Genomic DNA, 26,701 nt, shown 5'->3' with positions numbered 1-26,701 from the left:
ACTGAACGACAGTCTTTTACCGCATGGCTTGCTCAGAAATATATTGTCCGACTATATAGCCGAACAAGGCGCGTCAACGGCGTCGAGCGATTAAGGACGGGAACCGAAATGCGCGCAATCGAAAAAACGGGGATCATCGTGGCGGCCGTACTGACGGCGTTGTCGACGCAGGCCGTGCAGGCGGCCTCCGCCAAGCGCGAATCGTTCGGCAAATTACCCAACGGCACCGCGATCGAAGCCGTCACGCTGACCGGCACCAATGGTGTCAGCGCGCGGATCATGACGCTCGGCGCGACGCTCCAGTCGTTGAACGCACCCGATCGCAACGGCAGGACCGCCGACATCACGCTCGGCTACGACGATGCCGCAAGCTACGTCACCGCACCCAATTTCTGGGGCCAGACAATCGGCCGCTATGCCAACCGCATCGCCGGCGGTCGCTTCACACTCGACGGCAAGCCCTATCAGATCACGCTCAACGACAAGACCAACACGTTGCACGGCGGCACGGTCGGGTTCGACAAGCACATCTGGAAGATCGTGTCGGTCACCAATGGCGCGCAGGCGAAGGTCGTGATGACGCTGACCAGCCCGGCGGGCGACCAGGGCTACCCCGGCACGTTGGTGGCCAAGGTCACCTATGCGCTCGACGACAAGGGCGCGCTGACGATCGACTTCGACGCGACCAGCGACGCACCGACGATCGTTAACATGACCAACCACGCGCTGTTCGATCTGGCCGGCGAAGGTTCGGCGACCGGGATCTACGGCCAGCGGCTGACGATCCCAGCGCGGCGCTACACGCCCGTCAATGCGACGCTGATCCCGACCGGCGAAATGAAGCCGGTTGCAGGCACCGTATTCGACTTTACTAAAGGCCGCGCGCTGTCCGACGGCATTCGCGACGGCCGCGATCCGCAGATCGTGATCGGCCACGGCTGGGACCATAATTTCGTGCTCGATAAGGGTGCGACGCCAGAGCCCGGCCTCGCCGCTCGCGTAGAAGATCCAGCGTCAGGTCGCGTGCTCGAAGTGCTGACGACCGAGCCCGGCGTGCAATTTTATTCGGGCAATTTCCTCGACGGGTCGCTGGTCGGCAAATCCGGCCATGTCTACCGGATGGGCGATGGCATCGCGCTCGAACCGCAGAAGTTTCCCGACACGCCCAACCAGCCCGCATTCGGCTCGGCGCGCGTCGATCCGGGCAAGCCCTATCACCACCGCATGATCTACCGCGTTTCCGTCGCCCGCTGATACCGGCCCCGACTTCCCAGAAAGCCTCTCGATGACCGACACACCAAAACTCCGAAGCCGCGCGTGGTTCGACAACCCCGAGAATATCGACATGACCGCGCTCTATCTCGAGCGCTATCTGAACTTCGGACTGAGCCTTGAGGAACTGCGCTCGGGCAAGCCGATCATCGGCATCGCACAGACCGGCAGCGACCTGAGCCCGTGCAACCGCCACCACCTCGTGCTCGCCGAACGCCTGCGCGAAGGCATCCGTGAAGCCGGCGGGATCGCACTCGAATTTCCCGTCCACCCGATCCAGGAAACCGGCAAGCGGCCGACCGCCGGGCTCGACCGCAACCTCGCCTATCTGGCGCTGGTCGAGGTGCTCTACGGCTATCCGCTCGACGGCGTCGTGCTGACGATCGGCTGCGACAAGACGACGCCCGCCTGCCTGATGGCGGCGGCAACCGTCAACATCCCCGCCATCGCGCTCTCCGTGGGCCCGATGCTCAACGGCTGGCACAAGGGCGAGCGGACCGGGTCGGGGACGATCGTGTGGAAGGCGCGCGAGCTGCTCGCGACCGGCGCGATCGACGATGAGGGATTCATCAAGCTCGTCGCCTCGTCGGCGCCGTCGACTGGCTATTGCAACACCATGGGCACCGCGACGACGATGAATTCGCTCGCCGAGGCGCTCGGCATGCAGCTGCCCGGTTCGGCCGCTATCCCCGCGCCGTACCGCGACCGTCAGGAGGTCGCGTACAGGACCGGCAAGCGCATCGTCGACATGGTTTCGGAAGATCTGAAGCCGTCCGATATCCTCACCAAGGAAGCATTCCACAACGCGATCGTCGTCAATTCGGCGATCGGCGGTTCGACCAACGCACCGATCCATCTCGCCGCGATCGCGCGCCACATCGGCGTCGACCTGCCGATCGACGACTGGCAGACGCACGGCCACAAGGTGCCGCTGATGGTCAACCTGCAGCCCGCCGGCGAGTATCTCGGCGAGGACTATTATCATGCCGGCGGCGTGCCCGCGGTGGTTGCCGAGCTGATGAAGCAGGGCCTGATCCACGAAGACGCGATGACCGCGAACGGCCAGTCGATCGGCGACAATTGCCGGACCGCGACGATCGAGGACGAGCGCGTTATCCGCCCGTTCGCGACGCCGTTGCTGGAAGATGCCGGGTTCATCGTGTTGCGCGGCAATCTGTTCGACAGCGCGATCATGAAGACCAGCGTGATCTCGCCGGAGTTCCGCGCGCGCTATCTGTCCAACCCGGACGATCCCGAGGCGTTCGAAGGCCCTGCGGTCGTGTTCGACGGCCCCGAGGATTACCACCACCGGATCGACGATCCGTCGCTCGGGATCACCACCGACACGCTGCTGTTCATGCGCGGCGCCGGCCCGATCGGCTATCCGGGTGCCGCCGAGGTCGTCAACATGCGGCCTCCGGCGTATCTTATCCGTGAGGGCATCCATGCCCTCCCCTGCATTGGGGATGGGCGTCAGTCGGGCACGTCGGGGTCGCCCTCGATCCTCAACGCCTCGCCGGAGGCGGCGGCGATGGGTGGTCTCGCGCTGATCCGGACCGGTGACCGGGTTCGCATCGATCTCGCCAAGGGATCGGCCAACGTGCTGATCTCCGACGAGGACCTGGCCGAGCGCCGCCGAGCGCTGACCGAGGCGGGCGGCTACACCTTCCCGCGCTCGCAGACGCCCTGGCAGGAAATCCAGCGCGCCACGGTTGGCCAGATGGAGACCGGCGCGATCCTCGAAGGCGCCGAGAAGTATCAGCGGATCGCGCAGACGATGGGCCTACCGCGCGACAATCACTAGGACGTATGCAGCATCGCTATCCCATGGGATAGCGATGCTGCACGCCGCCTACCGCTGGCGACGTACGGCCGGACTATCGGACGGCGCCACCGGTACGACGCCCTTCGGCGCTGCACTCATTCGCCGGATCAGATCGGTCTCGGCCTGCCGATACGGCGTGCCGTCGTTCCGGAACACCTCGTGAAACCAGATCGTCGGCTCGGCCAGGACGTACGGTTTCTGCCAGCTATCCCAGGGTAGCCGCGTCTGCGTCTTCCCATCGACGAACCCCCAGTTGATCATCCCGACATTGTAGCGCTTGCCGATCGGCAGCGATCCATCGAAGGTCGAGCCGTTGCCGCGCGCCATATACTCGGTGCAGATCACCGGACGATTATAGGCGAGCAACTGCTTGATCCGCCGCTCGAACGTCTCGGGCCAGCTATAGTCGTGGAACGTGACCACGTCCGATTGCGCGAGCTGGAGCTTTTCCATCGGCGACGTCTTGCCGCCCGGCGTCCAGTCGTCGCCGATCCACACCCCGGAGGTGAGCGGCTGCGACGGATCGGCATCGCGTGCCCAGTCGAACACCTGCGCCAGCAGCGCGCGGACCAGCGGCTCCTTGCCCTCCTGCCCCTTATATTGATCGGCGCCATTGTCGGGCTCGTTCCAGACGTCCCAGCCGAGAATCCGGTCGTCGTTCGCGAACGCGCCGATCACGCCCTGCACATAGGCCTTGTAGCCGGGATAGCGCGTGCGATCGCGCAGGCCCGGCATGCCGGGGCCCTGCACCCAGCCCGAATTATGCACACCGGGGATCGGCGGATGCTGTGGCCCGAGTTTCGGATCGGGATCCCAACAACTATCGAACAGCACGAACAACGGCTTGATCTTGCGCGCCCTGGCCATCGTCAGGAACGCGTCGATCCGCTGCTTGAAGCCTTCCGGATCCTCAAGGGCACGATGCGGACGACCGGTGTCGCCGGTACGCAGCCGCTCGACAGCATCGAACCCGTCAAGGTCGTTGCCGGCATCTTCTACCAACCCGAGGCCGGACCGTTCCGCGCAGAGGTCATCGCGACGCATTCGGCGGGCAAGAAGGTCGGCGATACCAACAACAGCTGCAACACCGCAGCCACCAGTTGCTTCACGCCATCGGGGTTCTGGATCCTCGACGCCACCGCGTCGCTGCGCGTGATGGATCATGCGACGCTGCGCGCGGGGATCTTCAACATCACCGACAAGAAGTATTTCTGGTGGAGCGACGTTCGCGGACTGACCTCGACCTCGGTCGTCCGCGACGCCTATTCGCAATCTGGCCGCAACGCCGGGCTCTCCTTCTCGCTCAACCTGTGAGGCCCCTGATGTTCCGCTCCCTTATTCTCGCGTCGGGCCGGCCTCGAGCTTGGCGTGTCTGCCTCCATGGTCAGCCATGCCCTCAAAAGTTTCGAAGAGCGCGCGGGTGTCCGACTGATCAACCGGACCAACCGATCCGTAACGTTGACGTCGGCTGGAAAGGCGCTGGAGCAGTCGGTCTCCGGGTCATTTGCCGACATCGGCTCCGCGTTGGAGAACCTCGATCACCTCCGCGCCTCTCCTGGCGGGAAAATCCGCATCAACGCCGTGGTTGATGCGGTAACGCTGGTGCTTGGTCCTGCTTGCCGAACTGTCTCGCCGTCACCCTGATATTGAGGTCGATCTGGTATCGAGCAATCGCATCGTCGATGTCGTCGGCGAGGATTCGACGCAGGCGTTCGGTATGGCGGCACCGTCCCCGAAGACATGATCGCGCAGCGACTTTCAACTGACCTCCGATGGGTTGTCGCAGCTCTCCCAGTTACCTCGAAGAACATGGCACACCAACGCACCCAAACGAGCTGAAGCATCACCGGTGTCTTGGAGTGCGTCTTGGGGACGACAGTATCTACCGGTGGGAATTCGAGGGGCCTGACGGGGACTTTGATATGCCTATCAAAAGCGCGATGACTGCCGACGATAGCCGATCAACGCTGGCAATGGCTTTGAACGGCGCGGGGCTGACGTTCGGTCTTGAAGCCCTGTTCGCCAAGCATGTCGCACACGGCACCCTGCGCCTTGTGCTAACCGAGTGGGTGGCGACCGGGCCGGGCTTCTACCTTTACTATTCCGGACGACGACAGTTACCCGCGGGTTTGCGCGCGCTGCTGACGATTGCAGGTGAACTAAAACCACTCGGCTGACGCGCCTGTTCAACACCAAGCATTCAAGGCGTCTGAAGCCCGGCCCTTAATAACGAAGCGACGACCCATAAAGCGACATTGAATCCCCCCGAGTCACGCCCCAAGACCCGACACTTGTTCAGGTTCGCTTGCGGCTTTGCCACTAGACGACTGTCAGGTATCAGAAGGCTGTGACGGCGAGTGTCAGTGCGCCCGATATGAACCCCAGCGCGTTCTCCTATCGACACCGACTGGTCAGGAAACGCGATGACGACATACCCCTTGAGTGAGCCGGCGACGATTTATTCGGTCGATGCGTCTGGTGACGTGACCTCAGACGCGCTAGGACAAGGAACGCTGGAAGACTGCGTTGAAATTATCGCCGGTCTGTCCACAGATAGACAGAAAGCCATATCCATTCGTATGGATGGCCTTGCCCTAACGTTTGGACCGAAAGAAGTTGGCGAACTCTTGCACTTCCTGCACGAGGAAGGCGCTGGTCTTTCGAACAACGAAATTACAGACATCAAGAGTACCGAACGGTGATTGCCCATTTTGGGGTATCGCACGGCTTCGCCATAGCGGTAGGCGGATCCTATGATTACCGGGTCAGTTGACGTTCGCGCCGACCCATAGTCGGACGCTGGGGGTCGGCTTGTCGTTCCCCAACTTCGCCCGTTTGTTCATGTAGGCAAACCGTTGCCGACGGGGCCGCATTGATGGCGGGAATTGGGACGACCCTCGAGAGCCTGGCGATGCGTACCCCCGCTATAGTCGCCGCAATTGCGCACCGTCAGATGAAATACGCCGCGGCGCGCAGCGACGAGGCGCTGACTTTCGAGGGTGATTGACGGGCGTTGCGCATGGCCGACGCCACGGCGCGATCTGCGAGTGAAACAGGCCGGGCCGACGCCTTCAAGAGCAGCGACGGCGATCGATTTTAGACCACCGATAGCAAGCCGAACGGCACATTTATGCTGCCACCGGCCGTCGTGCTGGTCCACATTGCCGACTGGCTCGTTAGATCGGGATGCGCTTGAAGACATTGTACCAATCCACGGTCCCGCTGCTGATCCTGCTTACCCACGGAGCGGCGCACGCTCAGGTCGTTCCGATCGACGCCGTAACCCGTCCAGACCCCATCGCGATTGCGATCGACAAGGCCGAAGTGACGGACCCCAGACTTCGGACGTTGTACACCAAGTCGAAATGGCGAGCTTTGTGGTCCAAGCAGAGCATCACGGCATTCCAGTCCGCGCTCGCCGACCGCGGCCGGCACGGTCTCGACCACCTGGCCTTCGCCGCCGCGGACGCAATGGATGCAAGCCCCGCCGTCGCCGACGTAGCGCGGTCGCGCGCCGCCCTCTCCTATGCCGAAGCGTTGGCAAGAGGACGCATCGATCCTGCCTCGTTGCACGAAGTCTATACCCTGCCCCGGCCGAAAACCGACGTAACGGCCGGCCTCGGCGTCGCCCTTGCGACCGGTAAACTCACCGAGTGGCTGGCGTCGCTGGCACCGCAGGACGCAGAATACCGGGCTTTGTCCGACGCCTATCTCCGCTTCAGTCAGGCTGCGGCCGCGGCCGGACCAGTCCAGCCGATCACCGGTGGCCTGATCCGTGTCGGCGATCGAGACCCGCGGGTAGCGGCCATCGCCGATCAGCTGACGCAAAGCGGCTATCTGGCACCCTCCGGTTTAGCGACCGAGCCGTTGCAACTCGCGCCTTCCCCCATGTCGGCGCTCTACACGCAGACGCTGGCGGACGCGCTGAAGGGATTGCAAACCGATTACGGGATTGCTGCCGACGGCGTCGTCGGCCCCGAGACGCTGAAGGTGCTCAACCTGGGCGCCGGCGATCGCGCCCGCGCGCTGGGCGTTGCGCTGGAACGCCGACGCTGGCTCGAACGCACGCCATCGGCCACGCGGATCGACGTCAACACTGCGGCGTCACAGTTGCGCTATTACCGCGACGGCACGGTGGCGGACGAGCGAAAGGTCGTGGTCGGAGAACCCGGGCACGAGACCCCGGCGCTCGCATCGCCGATCTTCAGGCTGGTCGCCAATCCGACCTGGACCGTGCCGAAATCGATCCAGAACGGCGAAATGGCGAATGTCGACGACGCGTATCTGCAGGCGCACAACATGGTGCTGCGTGACGGATGGATCGTTCAGCAGCCGGGGCCCGACAATGCGCTCGGCCTCGTCAAGTTCGACATGGCCAACAACCAGGCGATCTACCTGCACGACACCTCGGCACCAGCCCTGTTCGAGCGCAGCCAGCGCCATCTCAGCCATGGCTGCGTCCGCGTCGAGGACGCGCTCGGCTTCGCGCAGATGCTCGCCGAGGACGAGGGCGTCGCGGACGCCTGGCAGGCCGCGCAGGCGACGGGCGAGATGACCTTCGTGCCGTTGCCGCGTCGTATTCCGGTCCGGCTGCTCTATCACAATGTCTATGTCGGCGCCGACGGGGCGATAGCCTTCCGCACCGACCCGTACGGATGGAACGATCCAATCGCTGAGCAACTGGGTTTTGCCAAGTCGTCGGCGCGCCGGGCGGAAGCGCAGGCGATCGACATCGGCCCTTAGTCACAACCCTTCCCCTTGCCCGCGAACGCGAGCGCATGGGTTTGGCCACTGGTTCCTGCCTATTGAGGGATCGCTTAGACAAAGCATTGCTGGCCGCTGGGCAGCCATACCCCACCAAGCGGATCGGCGTTGAATTCCAACCGCCGTCGTGTATCCGTACCGCGCCACAAAAAGGGTTGATCATGAAGAAAGTTTTTGCTGTCGCCGTCGTTACCGGTCTGCTCTCGCTCGCAGCCTGCAATTCCAGCCCGCGCGAGCAGGCGGCCGATAAGATCGAGTCGAACACTGAAGCCGTCGCCGATAACCTCGAAGACGCGGCCGACGCCACGGGCAACGAAGCAGCTGAAGCGAGCCTGGAGAACAAGGCCGACGCAGTGCGCGCCACAGGCCAGAATCAGGCGGAAGACATGCGCACCAACGATCCGGATACCAATCTTTCGAATGGCATCTAAGCGACTAAGCGCTTAGAGCTGCAGGCAGGTTGCTCCCAAGCGGCTTGCAAAATTAGGGCATTCGAGGCGACTCGGATGCCCTTCTTGCGTCTTGGAGTAAGCTCCAGGGCTGTTGGCAGCTGTAGTCCTCCGATGCACCATGCATGATCGAAAGGCTGCCCCCGAACGTGGCGACTTCACCGGCGCTTGGCGCTTCTTCCTTGGTTGGGGACAGGTTTGGCTGACGCTGTTGCGGAACGAGTCGCTCCGACAGCAACTGGTCAGCTCCCCGCACTCGCGGGGCCAGATCCACGCGGTGAACCCGCTACGCAACGTGGATGCTTGGTACGCCGGGTGGAGGATCGATGCTAGCCAGAGGCAGTATCTCGCGCCGGCCGACCGCGTACGGATCTGGCTACAGTGTCATCCGCCAGATATCTACGCCGGGCGGCAAATGGGGAGTTCAGGATTGAGGTGACTTGCTGCCCCTATTCGTCCGCCAGCGCTACTCATCCGCGCGAAGACCCACTTGTGCACATCCAGATCGCCCTTTCCGGCCCCCAACTTCGGCCGTTCGTTAATGTGCTTTAAAGCGGTTTGAGACACGCGTCCCGAGGCCTCTTAAAATCGAAAACTTGCCCATAGAGCCGCGTAAGACAAGTCCCGGTAACCCGCAGTCTCCAGCCCACTTTTGGCGAAAGCGTGTTCCAACCGTCCGGTCAGCGACAGGCGAGGACTGACAGTCCAGATCGCTTGTAGCCGGGCGACGTCGACGGTCCGTCGACCGCCGGTCTCTGCCGTACCGACAAAGGGCGTGCCGTTCGATCGATAGACCGCATCGCTCGTCGTCTCGCGCCAGGTGAACTGGTACTCGCCCGTCACGCGGACCGTCATGGCAGGCGAGACGGTCAGGCTGGGCGCGATGGCGATGAGGTTGGTCGGGGTCAGATAGCCCAGATAGCTGTAGTAGACGTTGTTGCCGTAGGGCGCGAAGGCGGTCTTCAGCTTGCCCTGCCCATCGACGCCTCCCCCGTCGCATAGTCGAAGTGGAGGCCGAGGCGCGGCGCGGTGTTGGCTTTGCCGAGGCGATACGTGCCGGCCAGCAGGACCTGCCACGCATTGAGACCACGGCCGCCATAGCTGCCGCCCTGATGGTTGGCGGTCCAGTCGATCGTGACCGGCCCCGCCTCCCCCCAGAGATGCGCGCCGACATAGGTTCGCTCTTCGCCCGCGGTCTCGGCTCCCCATGTCGTCTCCCGGTTGCGCAGACGCCAGACGAACGGATCGAGATACAGCTTCGAACCACCGAACAGATGCTTCGGGAGGACGATACCCGCCGTGACGCCGCTGAATCGGCGGCCCCAGTCGATGGGATCGTCGCCGATGCCGCCGTTGCCATAGGTCGTGTAGTAGAGATCGAACACGTCTGCTCGCAGCGTCGATCCGCGCGCCCAAGCCCGCACGCCGGTCAGGCTGGTCTGCACCGTGTTGTTGTCGCGGTTCGCCAGCAGCAGGTTCGAGCCGTCGATGAACACCTGCCGGCCGATGCGGGCGCCGACGTCGGTCTGGCCGACTTGCCACGTGCCATCGACGAACGCTTGCTGAACGAGCAGCTTGTTCGACAACGTGCCCGAGGGCGAGCCAATGTTCTTGCCATCCATATGCCCGCGCGCGAGTTCGCCGTATGCGCGGAAATGTTCGCCCAGATGGAGGTCGGCGCCGAGGAAGATGCGGTAGCTGTCCTGGCGTTGATGCTCGGACTTGCGGCCTTGCGGGTTAGAGAAGTAGTTCACGCGCGCGCGCAGTTCGCCCGACAGGGTCAGGTACACGTCGTTCGATCCTATGGGGATGTACTTCAGGCTGTCGAAAATGTCGTTGCGCTTGGCGGGATCGCGCATGCTGCGCCAACAGGCGACCAATGCCAGCGCCGAAGCGCGTGACGAAACGGGCAATAGCGCGGCCGATCCTGCAGTCGCGACTCTGTCGGTCCAGCAGATCGCGGACGCCGGCATCGAGGTGACCCGTCCGACGGTGGGAGGTGTAGCCGGCGCGATCGAGCTTCCGGCGACGATCGAAGGCGATCCGCAGGGCGTGCAGGTCGTCTCCGCCCCGATCGGCGGCAGGCTGGTCTCGCTTACCAGAAATCTCGGTCAGTCGATCGGGCGCGGCGAGACGCTGGCGATCATCGAAAGCCGCGAGGCAGCATCGCTCAACGCCGAAGTGGAGGCTGCCAGTGCGCGGTCCGCGCTGGCCCAGTCGAACCTCCGCCGCGAACAACGGCTCTTCGCCGAGCGCGTGTCGCCCGAGCAGGATCTCGTCGCCGCCCGAACCGCCGCGACCGAGGCGAGCATTGCGCTGCGTCTCGCGCGGCAGCAACTGTCGGCCACCGGCGGCGGCGGCGGAGCGCTCAATCGCATCGCGGTGCGCTCGCCCATAACCGGGCAGGTGATCGCCCGCTCCGCCACGCTCGGCCAGCAGGTCGCCGCCGACGTCGAGCTTTTCCGCGTCGCCAACCTCGCCAAGGTATCGGTCACTATGTCGCTCGTCCCCGCTGACGCCGGACGCGTGAAGCCCGGCGCGCGCGTCGAGGTGACCTCCGCCGGCCGCCGTCAGGACGGCCGCGTCACCTTCGTATCGCCGATCCTCGACGAGACCACGCGCCTGGTCCCCGTGATCGCCACGATCGACAATGCGGGCGGCACATGGCGTGTCGGCGAGAACGTCGGCGTCTCGGTCCTGCTGCCCGCAAGCGGCGATCGCAGCGTCGCCGTGCCCTCCGCTGCTGTGCAGATGATCGGCGACAAGCCACACGTGTTCGTCCGCACGGCGTCCGGCTTCCGCGCCACGCCGGTCACGCTCGGCCGCACGAATGGCGGTGCGGTCACCGTTACCGCCGGCCTGACCGGCGAGGAGCGCATCGCCTCCACCAATTCGTTCACGCTCAAGGCCGAACTCGGCAAGGGCGCGGCGAAGGACGAGAATTAAGCCATGCTTTCCCGCATCGTAACGCTCGCCGTCGAGAAGCGCTGGCTCGTCCTGCTGCTGACGCTTGCCGCCGCGCTCGCCGGCGTTTTCGCCATCCAGCGACTGCCGATCGACGCCGTCCCCGACATCACCAACAACCAGGTCCAGATCAACGTCGTCGCGGCCGCGCTCTCGCCCGACCAGATCGAGAAGCAGGTCGCGTTCATGGTCGAGACCGCGCTCGCCGGCATCCCCGGTCTCGAATACAGCCGCTCGCTCAGCCGCAACGGGTTCGCGCAGGTCACCGCCGTCTTCGACGAGAAGACCGACATTTACTTCGCGCGATCGCAGGTGGCGGAACGATTGCGGACCGCCGAAAGCGATCTGCCGGAAGGCGTGACACCCGAGATGGGTCCCATCGCCACCGGCTTGGGCGACATCTTCATGTGGACGGTGGAATATCGCGAGCTCGATCAGGTCAACCACCGGAACGGCGAGCCCGGCCTGCAGAAGGACGGCAGCTACATCACGCCCGAGGGCGACCATCTCGTCAGCGAACCCGACAAGGCGACCTATCTGCGCACCGTACAGGACTGGATCGTCACGCCGCAGCTGAAGAGCAGTGCGGGTCTAGCCGGCGTCGACAGCCTCGGCGGCTACACCAAGCAATATCTCGTCGTCCCCGACATCCAGCGGATGGCGGCGATGAAGATCACGCTGAACGACCTCGCCGCCGCGCTCGAGCGCAACAACACGAGCGCCGGCGCGGGCATCGTCGATCGCAACGGCGAAGGTCTCGCGGTTCGTGCCGATGGCCGCGTTCGCAACGCCGACGAACTCGCGCGCACCGTCGTCGCGACGCGCGAAAGCGTGCCGATCCTGCTCAGCCAGATCGCCACGGTCCGTACCGGCCAGGCGCTGCGCATGGGGTCGGCATCGGAAAACGGCCACGAGGTCGTCGTCGGCACCGCGGTCATGCGGATCGGCGAGAACAGCCGCACCGTGTCGACGGGCGTGGGCATGCGGCTGGAGGAGATCGGCCGCGCCCTGCCCGTCGACGTCGTGGTGAAGCCGGTGCTCAACCGCACCGAACTGGTCAATTCGACCATCGCGACCGTCGCCCGCAACCTCGCCGAAGGGGCCGTGCTGGTCATCGTCGTCCTGTTCGTGCTGCTCGGCAATTTCCGCGCGGCGCTGATCGCGGCGCTGGTGATCCCGGTCACGATGCTGCTGACCAGCATCGGCATGCTGAAGGCAGGCGTGTCGGCCAACCTGATGAGTCTGGGTGCGCTCGACTTCGGGCTCATCGTCGACGGGGCCGTCATCATCGTCGAGAACGCGTTGCGTCGTCTGGGCGAGGCGCAGCATGGCAGGGACGGACCGCTGCCGCTTCGAGAGAGGCTGGATCTGGTCGCCGCATCGGCGCGCGAGATGATCCGACCGTCGGTCTATGGTCAGGCGATCATCATCCTCGTCTACGCCCCGCTGCTGACCTTCACCGGCGTCGAGGGCAAGATGTTCGAACCGATGGCGCTGACCGTCATCATCGCGCTGGTCTTCGCCTTCGTCCTGTCGATGACGTTCGTGCCCGCGGCCATCGCGATCTGGCTGAGCAGGCCGGTCGACGAGACGGAGAGCCGCATCATCGGCTGGCTGCGTCGCCGCTACGAGCCAGGGCTCGGCAAGGCGATGCGCCGCCCGAGCGTCACGCTCGGGATCGCAGTCGGCGCGCTCGCGATCGCAGGCGTCGCCTTCACCACGCTCGGCCAGGAGTTCCTGCCGCAACTCGACGAGGGCAACATCCTCGTCCAGGCGGTCCGCATCCCCGGCACCTCGGTCGACCAGAGCCAGGCGATGCAGTTCCAGGTCGAGAAGATGCTTGCGCACCAGTCCGAAGTCAGGTTCGCCTTCTCGCGCACCGGCACTTCCGAGATCGCGAGCGATCCGATGCCGCCGTACGCCACCGACACCTTCGTGATCCTGAAGCCGAGGGCCCAATGGCCCGACCCCGGCCTCGCCAAGGAAGCGCTGGTCGAACGGATCGAAAAGCGGCTCTCGACGCTGCCCGGCAACGCGTACGAGATCACCCAGCCGATCCAGATGCGCTTCAACGAACTGATCGCCGGCGTGCGCGGCGACATCGCGGTCAAGGTGTTCGGGGACGACTTCGGTGGCATGAACGCCGCCGCCGACCGTATCGCCGACGTCCTGCGCAAGACTAAGGGCGCCGTCGACGTTCGCGTCGAACAGACCGAGGGGCTGCCGATGCTCGACATCCGTCCGAACCGCATGGCGATGTCGCGGATCGGCGTCACCGCGGGCGACGTGCAGGACACGGTGGCAGCCGCGATCGGCGGGCGCGAAGCCGGCCTGATCTTCGAGGGCGACCGCCGCTTCCCGGTCGTGATCCGCCTGTCCGACGCGTCGCGCTCCGACCTGACCCAAGTGGCGCAGGTGCCCGTGCCGACGTCAGGCGGCGGGTTCGTGCCGCTGTCGACCGTCGCCGATATCGCGGTCGTCGACGGTCCCAACCAGATCAGCCGCGAGAACGGCAGACGCCGCGTGGTCGTCCAGGCCAATGTGCGCGACCGCGACGTCGCCAGCGTCGTGGCCGACGCGCGCGCCGCGATCGACGCGCAGGTGAAGATGCCGCCCGGCACCTATGTCGAATGGGGTGGCCAGTTCGAGAACCTCGCCTCCGCGCGCGATCGGCTGCTCCTCGTCGTCCCGGTGTGCTTCGCGGTCATCATGCTGTTGCTGTACGGCGCGCTCGGCTCGGTGCGCGACGCGGTGATCGTGTTCACGGGCGTACCGCTCGCGCTGGTCGGCGGCGTGCTAGCGCTCGTGCTGCGCGGCATGCCGTTCTCGGTCTCGGCCGCGGTCGGCTTCATCGCGCTGTCAGGGATCGCGGTGCTCAACGGCCTGGTCATGGTGTCGTCGATCCACGACATGATGGCCCGCGGCATCGACCGGGTCCGGGCCGCACACGACGGCGCGCTCGCCCGATTGCGCCCCGTCGCGATGACCGCGCTCGTCGCCAGCCTCGGCTTCGTGCCGATGGCGCTTGGCCACGGCGCCGGCGCCGAGGTGCAGAAGCCGCTGGCGACCGTCGTCATCGGCGGCCTGATCTCGGCGACGCTGCTGACGCTTTTCGTCCTGCCGACACTCTACGCTCGGTTTGGCGGATGGAGGGGCTCGGAGAATATGATCTTCGGCGACGGGCGCGATCGGGAACAAGCTGGTTAAGCGAAAACCACGACGACCCATACTCGGACATTCACAACCCGTTTTCCGTTCCCCAACTTCGGCCATTTGTTCATCTTTGCTGCAAAGCCGAAATCAGCTCTTCAAGCCCTAGTCACATCATATTTTTTTCAGAGCCAAGGGTGTTTAGGGATATGCCGATTTGAACCAGGACCTTGCGACGACGTTTGCGGATCTCGATGTCTTGAAAGCACGTCCGGATATCAGTCGCTTCCTGCGCTGGATTGCCGACAAGACTGCGGATTTTCACGCCCCCACTCGCCGTGCCGAGATCCGCTGATTGCATCGGCCTCGACGATGGATCGTCATCGTCAACGGACTTTTATGGCGGCGGCACTTAACGATCGGATGACCGTTCCTCCAGCGACCCGAATAGCAGGACGCTTTCCATGACCGATGATCCGCGCACGAACCACCCGACCAGCTTTCCCGGCGAACCGCAGCAGCCGCGCCCCGGGCTTGTCGCCAACATGACGACCAAACCCGACCACGGCGAAGAAAGCTATGTCGGCAAGGGCTTGCTGCGAGGTAAGGTCGCGCTGATCACCGGTGGTGATTCCGGCATCGGCAAGGCCATCGCCATCGCTTACGCGCGTGAAGGCGCGGACATCGCAATCTCGTACCTCGCCGTCGAGCAAGAGGATGCCGAAGATACACGCGCCTGGGTCGAAAAGGCAGGACGGCGATGCGTATTGCTGCCGGGCGACATTCGCGACCGCGATCACTGCGTCACGCTGGTGGAGCGCACCGTCAGTGACCTTGGCGGGATCGATATTCTGGTCAACAACGCCGCCGCCCAGACGATGAACGAGGATCTGGACAGCATCGACGATGACGAGATGCAGGGCGCGTTTTCCGCCAATGTGTTCGCCATGATCCGTCTCGCCAAGGCTGCGGCGCCGCACATGAAGCCGGGGTCGGCGATCGTGAACACCACGAGCGAGCAGGCCAAGGTCGCGACCAAGAGCATGATCGTCTACGCCGCAACCAAGGGTGCGATATCCAGCCTGACCGTGGGGCTGTCTAACCTGCTCGTCGGCAAGGGCATCCGGGTCAACGCGGTGGCGCCCGGCCCGATCTGGACGCCGATCCAGCCGATCGCGAAATCGCCGGAGGAACTGGAGAAGCTCGGACAGGATACGCCCCTGGGACGCGCGGGTCAGCCTGCCGAGCTCGCGCCGGCCTATGTTTTGCTGGCGTCGTCGGAAGGAAGCTACATGACCGGCGCGGTGATTGCGGTCACTGGTGGCGTGCCGATCAACTGATCGAACGGAGGGGCGCCCCGGTGCCCGTCCATCGATACGGCTAGGAGCTCGCCACCTCGACGCGACGCGCCGCGCGCGCATGCTCTTTCGTGAAATCGCCGACACCGCGGTCGGTGTGGCACAGCCTGTCCCAATGGCGGAAATACAGGCCGTAGTTGCAGCCATAGAGTTCGTGGTGCCGCTGGTGATGGCTGGCCGTTATCAGCCAACCTCCCAGCGGGCCCGACCACATGAAACGCGGGAAGATCTCCCATCCCATGTGGTTCGTGACCCCCATCACCGTCATGATCGTGAGCACGATACCGAGGGCGGCGATATGGATCGGAACGAAGAACACCAGCAACGGAATGACCACCGCGCCGGTCAGCGCCTCTATCGGGTGAAACGCCATCGCAGCCCATGCCGTCGGCGGGCGGCTGGCATGATGCAGCGCGTGCGCCAGCTTGAACGGTTTGGGACGATGCATCCAGCGGTGCGTCCAGTAGAACCATGCATCATGCAGCAGCAGATACAGGAAGACCGAGACCGGCAGGTACCAGAGCGGATAGGCATGGATGTCGGCGTACACCTGCGTCCAGCCATGATGCTGCCATCCCCAAGCGACAACGCCGGCCGGGATCCCGTAAAGCGCCGCGGACGCCAAGCTCCAGATGATTTCGCGGCGGACCTGCGGGTCCAGCCCGAGGTACAGCCCCGGATGCTTGCGGACCGTAATCCACGCGAACGCGCCTGATACGAGGAGATAGCGAGCGCCGACGATGACGGTCATCGCGACGGCGGAGAGGATGATGGCGAGCGTCATGCTTGATCCTCGACGACTCTGCGATCGGCGGCTCGCACGGCAAGCGCACGACGACGCGACGGAAGCCCCCACCACGGCGTTCCCGGCGAGAGATGATGCTCGTGATGATACCCGCCGAAGTGGAAGCAGGTCAGCAGCGACAGGACCGGGCCCACATCGATGCTGTGCGCGCGGTGCGGATCGGCAAAGGAGTCTCGCGCTCCCGGTGCGGCAACCACGTCCCGAACACGAACAGCTGTGCGACCGCACCCAGCGCCGGCAGAGCCCAGAAGATGACGATGTTGCCGAGCGGTGCCCCGAGCAGCAGCGTATAGATCAGTGCGACCACGGTGATCCGGATGATCTGCCCGTGCGAATAATAGGTCTTGAAGAACTGCAGGAACCAGCCGCCGAGACTTGGATCGCCACCGTGAAAATCGGGATCCCCGCCCTTCCCGTTTCCTTGTGATGCAGATGATGCTGCGGCAACAGTGATGCATAGGACAGGCAGGCATAGAGCGACAGGCAGGTCGCACCGATCGCGCGGTTCAGTCGTGGTCGATCGGGTGCCAGCGCACCGTGCATTGAATCATGCGCGACGATGAACAGTCCGGTACTTAGCCAAGTCTGTACGATGACCATCCCGATGGCCAAGGGAATTGTATCCGCGCTCCACCGCCAGAAGAAGATGCCGGTTACGTGGATCGCCAGCCACGCCACGACGATCGCGGCGGACAGCGACACGCCGACACGCGTCTGGTGCCTCAGGGCCTCCGATTGACGAACCGTCCCGCTCACTTCTTCGCGTCTGCCGAGACGAGGTTTCCGGCTTTGTCGGGACGTACCGCACGCCGCTGCGGATCGGCGTTCGCGCGCAATTGCGCCTTCAACACCGACGGCTTGCGCGCGAACAGGAAGCCGTGGCTGACGGTACCGTCCTTGCCCTCGACCGCGTGGTGCAGGCGGTGCGCTTGCAGCAGGCGCTTGAAATACCCCTGCTTGGGTACCCAGCGAAAGCCGCCGCGCTGGTGCACGAGCATGTCGTGCACGAAGGCATAGATGCCGCCGTACACCGTGATGCCGAGCGCTGCCCACCACAGCGGTTCCCACCAGAGCCCGACGACGAACAACACGATCGGCACGATCGCGAAGACGATTGCGTAGAGGTCGTTCTTTTCGAACCAGCCGTCATGATCTTCGTGATGCGACTTGTGCCAGCCCCAGCCCCAGCCGTGCATGACATAGCGATGCGCTGCCCACGCGAAGCACTCCATGAACAACACCATGAAGACGACGATCGCGAGTTTCTCGAACCAGGTCACTGTGCTCGATCGCGCGAAATGACGATGGCCGGGTGCAACGAATTCAACATGATGCCTACATAACGGTTACCGGCGTTCGATGCGAGGGCGCGCCGCCACAAAATCTCGGGTCGGTGACGGCTGCGGCCGGCCTTTTGTCGTCGCCGTTTGCAGAACGCTGTCATGGGCCTTCGCGACGAGGCGTGCCGGTAAAATCCCATCACCCTGGCACCAGAGGGTGACGAGCCGCGTTCGACCGCGATGATCGCCCGAGTCTTACGCGCCGACCACCGGGACACTCCCTCCTGGCTGTTGATCGCAGCCATGCTGATGAGTTTTCTCGCGGCCCAATATCATCACCGCTTCACGGTGGATCCAATCCGCGCGGCCCCCGCGATAGCGTCGCTGGTGACACTCGGCAGCGCGCTGGTGATCGGCAGGTACACCGCGCGACCCCGGCTTGCGGCCGGCGCGACCGCGTTTCTTCAGATGACGCTGTTTACGCTGCTCGGCGTCGTGCTGGCGTATGCGTTAGCGGCGAATGCCGGACAATTGTGGGACGCGCGGCTCGCCGCCGCCGACCGTGCAATCGGCTTCGACTGGCCGGTTGTGCTTGCCTTGCTGGACACATGCACTCCCGTGATCTGGCTACTCGGATTGGCGTATCACAGCCTCACCTTGCAGATGATCGCCGTCATCGTCGCGTTGAGCGGCATGGGGAAATTCGACACGCTGAGGATAATGGTCTGTGCGGCGATCCTGTCCGGTTTCGTCACCATATTGATCTCAGGCCTTACCCCGGCAATGGGCAACCTGTTCGACCCATCCCGCTACGCGCATCTCTGGCCATCGATAGCCTGGCTGGAACAGGGGCTGATATCCGGGCTTCGCGACGGATCCCGACGCGTGCTCGACCTCACCATGCTCATGGGAATCGTCAGCTTTCCCAGTTTCCACGCGACGCTCGCCGCCATCTTCATCTGGGCATTCGGCGCGATGCCGCGGGTTGCCCTACCGGGCCGGGCATGGGCCATACTGACGATCGTCGCGACGCCGGTCTTCGGCGGTCACTATGGGGTGGACGTCATCATGGGGCTTGTCCTCGCACCGCCTGCCCTCCTTGCAGCCCGCCACCTCACGCGGCAAAGGCAGTTGTTCCATCGGGTGGAGTCAGCCCTGCCGGCCTGACGTCGGTCTCACGGCCGAGCGCCGCGTCGACCATCGCCGCCGCCTCGGCTGCGCCGCCTGCCGCCGCCATATCCGTCGCCATGCTGCGTGCCGCACGACGGTATTCCGGATCGCGCAACACCAGCCGCAACGCCGGTTCGAGACCTCCCTTGCCCGCCTCGGCAGCCGAGACGACGCGGGCAGCCCCGATCCGCTTCAGACGCGCCGCCGTCGCCGGTTGTTCGAATGCCAGCGGCACGGCAACGATCGGAACACCGGCCGCCAGCGCGTCCAGCACCGTATTGAACCCGCCATGCAGGATCGCGGCAGAACATAGGGGCAGGATGCGGGTCTGCGACCAGAATGCCCTCACCAACGGGTTTCCCGGTAGCGAATGGGCTTCGCGGTCGCTCAGCCCGCCGCCATGCGCCACCACGGCACGGGCACCCACCGCGGAACAGGCCGCCGTCATCGCCGCGAACAGCGATCGGCGCGCACCCTGCAACGACCCCAGCGAACAAAATATGAGCGGTCGACCGTCGTCGTCCGGCAGGTTTTCCTCGGGCTCGTCTCGTCGCCAAGGCCCGCCGTATCGAAAGCTCTCCGGCAAGGACAGGCGCGGAAAGTCCAGGCCTCCGGGGCATTGCGCGATCTGCAATCGTTCGGACCATTGATATCGGGGGTCGGGATCGAGCCCCCAACGCCGTGCATACGTCGCCACCATCGTCGTGATCGGCCGCATCAACAGGTCGCTGACTGCATACCCGCCACTGTTGCGATTCCGCCCCACCGCATCGGCACGATACGCCCACCCGAGAAAGGGTGGCGGTACCGTCGGCTCCCTGAGCAAGGGCAATCCGGTAACGGCGGTTACGAACGGCAGTCGGAGATGTCGTGCCACCAGTGCTCCGGCTGGCTCAACCGAGTCGGCGACGACCGCATTGACCCCCAGCCTCGACAGCGCCGTCGGGAGAGCCCTCAGAAGCAGTTCCGTCATCGATGCGGTGCCGCGGATCATCCGCGGTAGTCCGACAGGCCCCGATGGCTGCGCCAGCTTGCGGTAATACTCCGCCAGCAAGCCTTGACCGTCCGCGGGGTGATCGAGCGCCGCAAACCCGACGCCACAGTCGGGCACCAGCGACGCGACGTCGGCCAAGTGGAGTATCGTGACTCTATGCCCCGTTTCGACGAGCGATGTTCCCAATGCTGCTAGCGGATTGATGTGGCCCGCCGTTGGCGGCGCGATGATCGCGATATGTCGCCTTTGGACCGTCAATGCCGTGGAGCTTTCCGTCGCCGTCGTATTCGATCGGTTACTATCAGCATGCGAGGGAAGAGCGATAGCGCAATAATTCGGAGGTAGTACCGCCTCACCAATGACCGCGACCGGCGAATTCTAAAAGGGAGGTTTGATGCGAGCGAAGCCGACCGGCGCCTTGACTTCCAAGCGTGTAACGGGCCCGGAGCTGGTTAAGGATCGGTCCGAAGCACCAAAACGATCGATATAGCTTCGCTTCCGTTAGCGATACGCGGTAAATCACCCGAGCATACCGATGAACTATCGGCCGTTGCTAAAATACGGGCTCGGGCGTTCGTAACCGCATGAACGCCAACCCGCTATCGATCCGAGACCAGACCAAGAGTAGCATCGTAAGGCAGGTACGGACCCTGTTTAATGATCGGGCACGCGGCGAGGAGCCGGTGACGCGCAGCGACGATGCGCTGTTTCCGACCGGCTCGATGATCTGGCGCGTGCACGGCGATGTTGTCAGCATGATGGTAGGCGGCGTCACCGCGCTGCTGCTTCAGATGCTGCATCCTGCAGTTCTGGCAGGCGTCTGGAACCATTCGAACTTCCGAACCGACATGCTCGGCCGGCTGCGGCGCACTGCCCGGTTCATCGCTGCGACCACCTATGGTGAGCGGACCGAGGCCGAGGCAGCGATAGCGCGAGTCCGCGCGGTGCACGCGCACATCGGCGGCACGCTTCCTGACGGTACGTCCTACCGGGCCGACGACCCAAACTTACTGGCGTGGGTCCACATATCCGAGGCGTGGTCCTTCCTTGCTGCCTGGCAACACTATGGGGATCGTCCCCTCACACCCGCGCAGGAGGATCTTTATTATGCCCAGTTTGCCACCATAGGCGCCGCACTGGGTGCCGACGCTCTCCCGCGGAACCGTGCAAGCACACATCAGGCGCTTCGCACCATACAGCCGGTACTGGTCGCAGACGGTCGCACGCGCGAGGTGGCGCAGTTGGTCCTTGCTCAGACACCGAGCAACCCTCTGGCGATACCGCTGCAACGGATCGTCGCGCAGGCGGCAGTGGACCTTCTCCCGAACTGGGCACGTCGGATGCATTGTCTGAAGGCTTCGCCGATATTTATGAAACCGGTCGTCCGGTCCGGTGCACGACAAATGGCGAAAACGTTGCGCTGGGCCTTCGACGGGACTTGAATCCGAATACCCGGATGTGGACGCTTCTAAAGCGCATGGTGGTCGTGCGGTTGGGGTCATTGGCCCGCGGGCGAAGGGCAAGGTCTGGGCGAGCCGGATTATCGCGAGCCGCGCATCGAAGTATTGCAATGGCCTGGCGGAATTAAGGCGGCCGACCTGCCCCTCCCAATCCTGACCGAGCTACCAGATCACGATATTCGCGCAGTATGTCGGCCGAGATAGCAAACTCATTGATCCAGATTGAGATGGCCAGGATCGCTGGAACATTGCCCATCCGTGCCGGTTCGGTTTGTAGCGGTGGGTTGAACGCGCCGCAGCCCCCAGGAGAATGTCATGACAAAGCTTCTTACGCTCGCAGCCATGATCGCACTGCCCACCGTCGCGGCCGTCGCGCAGGCACCGATGGCCGCGCCGACCTATGTAATGAAAGCGGGTGCCGGCGATCAGTATGAAATCCAGTCCAGCCGTTTGCTGCTCACCTCGACCAAGAACCCCAAGCTGCGTTCGTTCGCATCGATGATGGTCACCGATCACACCAAGTCGACCGCGGATGTGAAGGCCGCTGCAATGCGCGCTGGCCTGCACCCTGCGCCGCCCAAGCTCGATGCTATGGGCACCAGGAACGTCGCGGCCTTGCGCGCAGCCACCGGGACTGCGCGCGACCGGTTGTATGTCGAACAGCAGAAGTCTGCGCATCAGCGCGCGCTGACACTGCACCAGACCTATGCACAATCCGGAACGGCGGCGCCGCTCAAGACGGTCGCGGCCTCGATTGCGCCGGTCGTGCAGACCCACATCACCGAGCTGTCCACGATGTGACCGACGCGCGATGGCCGGCGATTGCACCTGCGCGCCGGCCATCGCTGCACCAGGACCTGGCGCCGCGCGCATCGACAGGAGATCAGACATGAACGATACCAACCCACATAGCGACGACGCGCCGCCAACCACGTGGAAACGCGGCGATTCTCTCGGGGCGGCTGCTATTTCAGAGCGCAAGGACGATGCGATCGTCGCGCGTGCGGTCACTATCAACCGGCCCGTTGCCGAGGTGTTCACCTATTTTCGCGACTTTGCCAATCTGCCGACGTTCATGGAGAACGTCGAACGGATCGACATTCTGAGCGACACGCGGTCGCACTGGGTCGTGAAGGCACCCGCCGGCAAAACAGTCGAATGGGACGCGGTCGTGACCGAAGAGGCACAGGACAGATTGATCGCCTGGACGTCCGAGCCTGGTGCCGATGTCGCGAACAGCGGCCGGGTGGAGTTTCGTGATGCCGGCGCGCGGGGTACGGTCGTCACCGCGACCATTGCCTATGATCCGCCCGGCGGAATCGTCGGCAAGCTGATCGCCAAGATGTTTCAGCGCGAACCCGCGATCCAGGCACGCCGCGACCTGCGCCGCTTCAAGCAATTGATGGAAACCGGGGAGATCGCGACCGCCGCGATGAACCGCAAGCAGCATGAAGAGGAACTCGCCTGATGCGCGCTCTGGCATGGCACGGTAAGCACGACGTCCGCGTCGATACCGTCGACGACCCCGAGATCGTCAATCCGCGTGACTGCATCATCAAGGTCACCGCAACCGCGATCTGCGGCTCCGACCTGCATTTGTACGACGGCTATATCCCGACGATGAAGGCGGGCGACATCCTCGGCCACGAGTTCATGGGCGAAGTCGTCGAGATCGGCGCCAAGTCGACGCTCAAGAAGGGCCAGAAGGTCGTCGTCCCGTTCACGATCGCGTGCGGCAGCTGTTATCACTGCGGCAAGCATCAATATTCGGCGTGCGACAACGGCCTCCCCGCCGACAATCAGGATATCGCGCAGGAACTCTACGGCCAGCCGATGTCGGGCCTGTTCGGTTACAGCCACATGACCGGCGGCTATGCCGGCGGACAAGCGGAATACGTCCGCGTGCCATTCAGCGATGTCGGTCCGATCGTCATTCCGGACGGAGTCGACGACGAGAAGGTGCTGTTTCTTTCGGACATCCTGCCGACCGGCTGGATGGCGGCGGAGAATGCGCAGATCGAGCCGGGCGATACGGTTGCGGTCTGGGGCTGCGGCCCGGTCGGGCTGTTCGCGGTGCAGTCGGCGTTCCTGATGGGTGCCGAGCGCGTCATCGCGATCGACCATTTCCCGTATCGTCTCGATCTCGCCAAGAAGTTCGGCGCCGAGACGATCAACTACGAGGAAAGCGCGGTCTACGAGGCGCTGATGGTGATGACCGGCGGGATCGGTCCCGATGCGGTGATCGACAGCGTCGGCCTGGAGGCACACGGGTTCTTCGTCGACAACGTGCTCGACCAGATCAAGGCGTCGACCTTCCTCGGCACCGATCGTGCGCATTCGATCCGCCAGGCGATCATCGCGTGCCGCAAGGGCGGGCGGGTGTCGATGCCGGCGGTCTATGGCGGGTTCATCGACAAGTTCCCGCTCGGTGCGCTGATGGAGAAGGGGCTGACGCTCAAGACCGGCCAGACGCACGTCCAGCATTACATGCCCGCGCTGCTCAACGCGATCATGGAGGGCAAGATCGACACGACCTTCCTGATCTCGCACCGGATGGACCTGGAGGACGCCCCCAAGGGCTATGACATGTTCAAGAACAACCAGAACGAAGTGACCAAGGTCGTGCTCAAGCCCGGCTTCAATTGAGAGGATTGGACGACATGGCCGATAAATTCGCGATCATCACCGGAGCCTCGACGGGCATCGGTTTCGAACTCGCCACGCTCGCGGCGAAGGACGGCTACGACATCCTCGTCGTCGCCAACGAAGCGTTGATCCAGTCCGCCGCCGCCGACTTCAAGCAGTTCGGCACCGAGGTGACCGCGGTCGAGGCAGACCTGTCGACGATCGAGGGCGTCGATGCGCTGCTGGCCGCGACCAACGGGCGGAAAGTCGATGTGCTGTGCGCCAATGCCGGACACGGTCTCGGCCACGGCTTTCTCGACCAGACGGTCGACGACTGGCGCAACGTTATCGACACCAATATCACCGGTACGCTGTACCTTCTTCAGAAGGTGATGCCGGCGATGGTCGCGCGTAATGACGGCAAGGTGCTCGTGACCGGGTCGGTCGCAGGCTACATTCCCGGTGCGTTTCAGGCGGTCTACAACGGCTCGAAGGCGTTTATCGACAGCTTCACCGAGGCACTGCGCAACGAGATCAAGGACGCGGACGGCGTCACGCTGACGACGCTGATGCCGGGGCCGGTCGATACCGAATTCTTCGACCGTGCCGACATGAACGACACGTCAGTGGGCACGGATCCGAACAAGCGGGATCCGGCCGATGTCGCCAAGGACGGCTGGGATGCGCTGATGAGCGGGAAGGCGTCGGTCTTCTCGGGCTTTATGACGAAGGTCCAGGGCGTACTCGCCAACGTCATCCCGGGGTCGGTACTCGCCGAACAGCACCGGAAGATGGCCGAGCCCGGCAGCGCGAAGGACTGATCGGCGGGTCGCTATCCAAGCTGCATGACGTAATGCCCCGCTTCATGGGAGCGGGCATCGTCTCACAATTGCATCATGCGAGCGGCGGTTGAAAGACCGTCGGTGAAGGGAAAATTACAGATGGCGGCACCGTTGACGGCTCGGCGATCGGTCGTCGTCATCAGCGACTGGGTCGATGGGCGGCATCCCGGACACGACCGCCCGTCACCCGCCGTGCTGCCAGTACACGCAGTCGACTCGGCCAGCCAGCCGTGGATCGGCGATCTCGTCCCCACTGACGTGACGGGCGGGTATCTGGAGCGGTTACCGCTAGCGCTGGTCGCCGCGGGTATCGTCGATCAGGCCGAAATCTGGCATCATTGGCGCGGCGCGGACGAGCCTCCATTCCGCAGGGACAACGCGGTTCTGGCACGTCGCGCCTTCCGGATCGACGACGAGCGCGCGCCCTTCGCATCGTCGCAAATGATCGCGTTCGTCGAGGCATTCGGCGCGCCGCATATCCTCGTCGTGTTCGGCTTGGGTGTCGCGCCCGACCTGCTCGAACTCTGCGCGAACAGCATAATTCTCTACAACTCGATCGACGCGCCATCGCTGCGCGTACCTCGGCAAGTCAGCGAGCATTTCGATCTCGTCATCACCGGCGCACAGTGGCAGTCGGACGAAGTCGAGGCGCGCCACCCCGGCATGTGCACCGCGATCCTGCCGGTCGGGCCTGAGTTCGCCGCGATCGACCAGTTCCGTCCGCTCGGCAGGCCCAAGGACGTCGACCTGATCTACGTCGCCGCTGCGCAACCCTATAAGCGCCACGACATCCTGTTCGACGCCCTCGCGCAACTCCCGCGCGACGTCCGCGCGCTCTGCGTGTTCGGCTACGGCGAGGATGCCGACGCACTCCGCCACCGCGCCCGCGACCAGAACCTTTCGATCGAGTTCGTCGGACCACCGGGCGTGCCTATCGAAGAGGTCAACCGCCTGATGAACCGCGCCAGGTTCGGCGTCGTCTGCGGCATCGACGACGGCGCGCCCGCGATCCTCACCGAATACATGCTCGCCGGCCTGCCCGTACTCGCCAACGCCGAATTACGCTGCGGATTGCAGTTCATCCTGCCCGAGACCGGCATGACGGCTTCGACGACCGGGTTTGCCGATGCAATTCTTACAATGCGCGAAACCTACGAAGAATTTCAGCCCCGCCAGGCCGTGTTGGAACGTTGGACGTGGCAGCATAGCATTCTGCGTTTGGGGGCAATTATCCAGCAAATACATGATGCAAAGCAATGACATTTACATAGTCAGGTTTGAGGTGTGGGCTTAGGTTCGATCAACAACGCGGATAACCGCGGATTTGCGGATTGGAAGAGCGTGCACGGTATCGGACCTATTCTCACGCCCTCGAAGTTCGACGATGCCGCCCCGCCGCCGCTGATCTGCTTCTCGCATCTCCGCTGGGATTTCGTCACGCAGCGCCCGCAGCATCTGATGAAGCGGTTCGCGCAGGCTCAGAGCGTCTTCGTCTGGGAAGAACACATCCCCTGCGACCACCCGCTGCCCTTTCTCGAACACCATCCCTTCCCCACCGACAACGTGATCGCGCTGCGCCCGCGCCTTCCGCATTGGTGGAATGCCGAGCAGGTCGAGACAGGGTTGCGCCAATTGCTCGACATGCTGGTCGCGACGAGCATTCGCGCCAAGCCCGTCCTCTGGTTCTACACGCCGATGATGCTCCCGTTCGCCGAGCATCTCGACGCCGCAGCGATCGTCTAC

The 26,701-nt window shown here is 64.0% G+C and carries 28 protein-coding genes and 2 pseudogenes; 21 read left to right on the top strand and 9 right to left on the bottom strand.

Annotation, left to right across the window (positions count from 1 at the left end):
- Positions 1-108: 108 nt before the first annotated feature.
- Positions 109-1,254: an aldose epimerase family protein gene (locus QP181_RS04135; protein WP_333927702.1), complete on the top strand. Its 1,146-nt coding sequence runs from the start codon at positions 109-111 to the stop codon at positions 1,252-1,254.
- Positions 1,255-1,285: 31 nt separating this feature from the next.
- Positions 1,286-3,076 (top strand): IlvD/Edd family dehydratase, encoded by a 1,791-nt coding sequence (locus QP181_RS04130; protein ID WP_333927701.1) that lies wholly within the window; start codon positions 1,286-1,288, stop codon positions 3,074-3,076.
- A gap of 48 nt (positions 3,077-3,124) precedes the next feature.
- Here the strand turns inward: QP181_RS04130 and QP181_RS04125 are convergent.
- A pseudogene (locus QP181_RS04125) lies at positions 3,125-4,009 on the bottom strand (cellulase family glycosylhydrolase); the annotation flags it as partial.
- Between the two features lie 9 nt (positions 4,010-4,018).
- Between QP181_RS04125 and QP181_RS04120 the strand changes: the two are divergent.
- From QP181_RS04120 to QP181_RS04090, 7 genes and pseudogenes are all read left to right on the top strand, one after another.
- A complete protein-coding gene (locus QP181_RS04120) occupies positions 4,019-4,411 on the top strand; it encodes a hypothetical protein (RefSeq protein ID WP_333927700.1) in 393 nt (130 codons plus the stop codon).
- 42 nt (positions 4,412-4,453) lie between these two features.
- Positions 4,454-4,741: pseudogene (locus QP181_RS04115) on the top strand (LysR family transcriptional regulator); the annotation flags it as partial.
- Positions 4,742-4,869: 128 nt separating this feature from the next.
- Complete coding sequence (locus QP181_RS04110) at positions 4,870-5,274, top strand: LysR substrate-binding domain-containing protein (RefSeq protein ID WP_333927699.1); 405 nt, start codon at positions 4,870-4,872, stop codon at positions 5,272-5,274.
- A 246-nt stretch (positions 5,275-5,520) separates the two neighbouring features.
- The gene (locus tag QP181_RS04105) at positions 5,521-5,799 is read left to right on the top strand and encodes a hypothetical protein (protein WP_333927698.1); all 279 of its coding nucleotides are present in this window, start codon (positions 5,521-5,523) and stop codon (positions 5,797-5,799) included.
- A 490-nt stretch (positions 5,800-6,289) separates the two neighbouring features.
- Positions 6,290-7,840 carry a L,D-transpeptidase family protein gene (locus QP181_RS04100; protein WP_333927697.1) on the top strand — a complete coding sequence of 517 codons (1,551 nt, stop codon included), beginning with the start codon at positions 6,290-6,292 and terminating at the stop codon, positions 7,838-7,840.
- 182 nt (positions 7,841-8,022) lie between these two features.
- Positions 8,023-8,292, top strand: a complete 270-nt coding sequence (locus QP181_RS04095; protein WP_121884093.1) for a hypothetical protein — start codon at positions 8,023-8,025, stop codon at positions 8,290-8,292.
- Positions 8,293-8,431: 139 nt separating this feature from the next.
- Entirely contained in the window at positions 8,432-8,749 is a 318-nt protein-coding gene (locus QP181_RS04090; RefSeq protein ID WP_243693498.1) for a M13-type metalloendopeptidase, read from the top strand.
- Positions 8,750-8,892: 143 nt separating this feature from the next.
- Here QP181_RS04090 and QP181_RS04085 read toward each other — a convergent pair whose 3' ends face one another.
- Both QP181_RS04085 and QP181_RS04080 read right to left on the bottom strand, forming a co-directional pair.
- On the bottom strand, positions 8,893-9,387 hold the full coding sequence (locus tag QP181_RS04085) for an alginate export family protein (RefSeq protein WP_333927696.1): 495 nt from the start codon (positions 9,385-9,387) through the stop codon (positions 8,893-8,895).
- Entirely contained in the window at positions 9,273-10,169 is an 897-nt protein-coding gene (locus QP181_RS04080) for an alginate export family protein (RefSeq protein ID WP_333927695.1), read from the bottom strand. Before QP181_RS04080 ends, QP181_RS04085 begins: the two co-directional genes overlap by 115 nt.
- Here QP181_RS04080 and QP181_RS04075 point away from each other — a divergent pair.
- The 4 genes from QP181_RS04075 (at position 10,168) to QP181_RS04060 (ending at position 15,764) form a co-directional block, all read left to right on the top strand.
- The gene (locus QP181_RS04075; RefSeq protein ID WP_333927694.1) at positions 10,168-11,256 is read left to right on the top strand and encodes an efflux RND transporter periplasmic adaptor subunit; all 1,089 of its coding nucleotides are present in this window, start codon (positions 10,168-10,170) and stop codon (positions 11,254-11,256) included. The genes QP181_RS04080 and QP181_RS04075 overlap by 2 nt on opposite strands.
- 3 nt (positions 11,257-11,259) lie before the next feature.
- A complete protein-coding gene (locus tag QP181_RS04070; protein ID WP_333927693.1) occupies positions 11,260-14,481 on the top strand; it encodes an efflux RND transporter permease subunit in 3,222 nt (1,073 codons plus the stop codon).
- A gap of 160 nt (positions 14,482-14,641) precedes the next feature.
- Positions 14,642-14,779, top strand: a complete 138-nt coding sequence (locus tag QP181_RS04065; protein ID WP_165886657.1) for a hypothetical protein — start codon at positions 14,642-14,644, stop codon at positions 14,777-14,779.
- 109 nt (positions 14,780-14,888) lie between these two features.
- A complete protein-coding gene (locus QP181_RS04060; RefSeq protein WP_333927692.1) occupies positions 14,889-15,764 on the top strand; it encodes an SDR family oxidoreductase in 876 nt (291 codons plus the stop codon).
- Positions 15,765-15,804: 40 nt separating this feature from the next.
- On the opposite strand, the gene QP181_RS04055 is transcribed toward QP181_RS04060, so the two are convergent.
- Genes QP181_RS04055 through QP181_RS04045 form a run of 3 tightly spaced genes read right to left on the bottom strand, consistent with a single transcriptional unit; the run spans position 15,805 to position 16,894 of the window.
- Positions 15,805-16,566, bottom strand: coding sequence for a sterol desaturase family protein (locus QP181_RS04055; protein ID WP_333927691.1), 762 nt, complete (start codon positions 16,564-16,566; stop codon positions 15,805-15,807).
- Positions 16,563-16,721 (bottom strand): fatty acid desaturase, encoded by a 159-nt coding sequence (locus QP181_RS04050; RefSeq protein ID WP_333922155.1) that lies wholly within the window; start codon positions 16,719-16,721, stop codon positions 16,563-16,565. The genes QP181_RS04055 and QP181_RS04050 overlap by 4 nt, the downstream gene beginning before the upstream one ends.
- Positions 16,697-16,894 (bottom strand): fatty acid desaturase family protein, encoded by a 198-nt coding sequence (locus tag QP181_RS04045; RefSeq protein ID WP_333927690.1) that lies wholly within the window; start codon positions 16,892-16,894, stop codon positions 16,697-16,699. The genes QP181_RS04050 and QP181_RS04045 overlap by 25 nt, the downstream gene beginning before the upstream one ends.
- A 285-nt stretch (positions 16,895-17,179) precedes the next feature.
- Between QP181_RS04045 and QP181_RS04040 the strand changes: the two genes are divergently transcribed.
- On the top strand, positions 17,180-17,326 hold the full coding sequence (locus QP181_RS04040; RefSeq protein ID WP_333927689.1) for a hypothetical protein: 147 nt from the start codon (positions 17,180-17,182) through the stop codon (positions 17,324-17,326).
- Positions 17,327-17,339: 13 nt separating this feature from the next.
- Here the strand turns inward: QP181_RS04040 and QP181_RS04035 are convergent, their stop codons facing one another.
- Positions 17,340-17,867, bottom strand: a complete 528-nt coding sequence (locus QP181_RS04035) for a sterol desaturase family protein (RefSeq protein ID WP_187504142.1) — start codon at positions 17,865-17,867, stop codon at positions 17,340-17,342.
- 309 nt (positions 17,868-18,176) lie between these two features.
- Here QP181_RS04035 and QP181_RS04030 point away from each other — a divergent pair, with 309 nt between their 5' ends.
- Positions 18,177-19,034, top strand: coding sequence for a phosphatase PAP2 family protein (locus QP181_RS04030; RefSeq protein WP_333927688.1), 858 nt, complete (start codon positions 18,177-18,179; stop codon positions 19,032-19,034).
- On the opposite strand, the gene QP181_RS04025 is transcribed toward QP181_RS04030, so the two are convergent.
- Positions 18,982-20,169 carry a glycosyltransferase gene (locus tag QP181_RS04025; protein WP_333927687.1) on the bottom strand — a complete coding sequence of 396 codons (1,188 nt, stop codon included), beginning with the start codon at positions 20,167-20,169 and terminating at the stop codon, positions 18,982-18,984. The two genes, QP181_RS04030 and QP181_RS04025, sit on opposite strands and share 53 nt — an antisense overlap.
- A 446-nt stretch (positions 20,170-20,615) precedes the next feature.
- On the opposite strand from QP181_RS04025, the gene QP181_RS04020 reads away from it, so the two are divergent.
- The 6 genes from QP181_RS04020 (at position 20,616) to QP181_RS03995 (ending at position 26,218) form a co-directional block, all read left to right on the top strand.
- Positions 20,616-21,473, top strand: a complete 858-nt coding sequence (locus QP181_RS04020; protein ID WP_333927686.1) for an oxygenase MpaB family protein — start codon at positions 20,616-20,618, stop codon at positions 21,471-21,473.
- Between the two features lie 333 nt (positions 21,474-21,806).
- A complete protein-coding gene (locus QP181_RS04015) occupies positions 21,807-22,292 on the top strand; it encodes a DUF4142 domain-containing protein (protein WP_333927685.1) in 486 nt (161 codons plus the stop codon).
- A gap of 88 nt (positions 22,293-22,380) precedes the next feature.
- Positions 22,381-22,959 carry an SRPBCC family protein gene (locus QP181_RS04010; protein WP_132898339.1) on the top strand — a complete coding sequence of 193 codons (579 nt, stop codon included), beginning with the start codon at positions 22,381-22,383 and terminating at the stop codon, positions 22,957-22,959.
- Entirely contained in the window at positions 22,959-24,137 is a 1,179-nt protein-coding gene (locus QP181_RS04005) for a zinc-dependent alcohol dehydrogenase (RefSeq protein WP_333927684.1), read from the top strand. The genes QP181_RS04010 and QP181_RS04005 overlap by 1 nt, the downstream gene beginning before the upstream one ends.
- Positions 24,138-24,151: 14 nt before the next feature.
- Complete coding sequence (locus QP181_RS04000) at positions 24,152-24,937, top strand: SDR family NAD(P)-dependent oxidoreductase (protein WP_333927683.1); 786 nt, start codon at positions 24,152-24,154, stop codon at positions 24,935-24,937.
- A 120-nt stretch (positions 24,938-25,057) separates the two neighbouring features.
- Positions 25,058-26,218, top strand: a complete 1,161-nt coding sequence (locus QP181_RS03995) for a glycosyltransferase family 4 protein (protein ID WP_333927682.1) — start codon at positions 25,058-25,060, stop codon at positions 26,216-26,218.
- A gap of 30 nt (positions 26,219-26,248) precedes the next feature.
- Here QP181_RS03995 and QP181_RS03990 read toward each other — a convergent pair whose 3' ends face one another.
- Entirely contained in the window at positions 26,249-26,677 is a 429-nt protein-coding gene (locus QP181_RS03990) for a hypothetical protein (RefSeq protein WP_333927681.1), read from the bottom strand.
- Between the last annotated feature and the right edge of the window lie 24 nt (positions 26,678-26,701).

It is taken from the genome of Sphingomonas sp. LR55 (assembly GCF_036856015.1).
GTDB lineage: Bacteria > Pseudomonadota > Alphaproteobacteria > Sphingomonadales > Sphingomonadaceae > Sphingomonas.
This window is presented reverse-complemented; position numbering and strand designations above follow the sequence as displayed.